This window comes from Angustibacter luteus (assembly GCF_039541115.1).
Lineage (GTDB): Bacteria > Actinomycetota > Actinomycetes > Actinomycetales > Angustibacteraceae > Angustibacter > Angustibacter luteus.
The window spans coordinates 1-675 of the sequence record NZ_BAABFP010000010.1; the positions used below are offsets into that span (position 1 = coordinate 1).

The following is a 675-nucleotide window of genomic DNA, read 5'->3' on the forward strand; positions in this document are numbered from 1 at the left end:
ATCGCCACCCGGGACTGCGAGACCGCCTCCGTCGTGGACGCCGACGCCGCCGCCACCCCACCGATGTTCACCGCGATCTCCCCCGAACCCGACGCCGCCTGCGTCACGTTCCGCGACATCTCCTGCGTCGTCGCCGTCTGCTCCTCCACCGCCGAGGCAATCGTCAGCTGATAGTCATTGATCGACGCGATGATCTCGCTGATCTGACCCATCGCCGCCACCGCACCCTGCGTATCAGACTGAATCGCCTCCACCCGACGCGCAATATCCTCCGTCGCCCGCGCCGTCTCCCGCGCCAGCTCCTTCACCTCACCCGCCACCACCGCAAAACCCTTACCCGCCTCACCCGCACGAGCCGCCTCAATCGTCGCGTTCAACGCCAACAAGTTCGTCTGCTCCGCAATCGAGGTGATCACCTTCACCACATTCCCGATCTCCACCGACGACGACCCCAGCTGAGCCACCGACGAATTCGTCGACTCCACCACCCCCACCGCCTGCGACGCCACCCGAGCAGCCTCATTCGCCGACACCGCAATCTCCCGAATCGAAGCCCCCATCTGCTCCGACCCCGCCGCCACCGTCTGCACATTGCGCGACACCTGCTCCGCCGCAGCCGCCACCACCCCCGCCTGCACCGACGCCTCCTCAGCACCAGCCGCAACCGCCTCACCC

At 67.3% G+C, this 675-nt stretch carries 1 protein-coding gene; it reads right to left on the reverse strand.

What is annotated here, in order from left to right:
* Nucleotides 1–675, reverse strand: a 675-nt coding sequence (locus ABEB17_RS19995; protein ID WP_345718526.1) for a methyl-accepting chemotaxis protein, incomplete at both ends; no start/stop codon positions are given.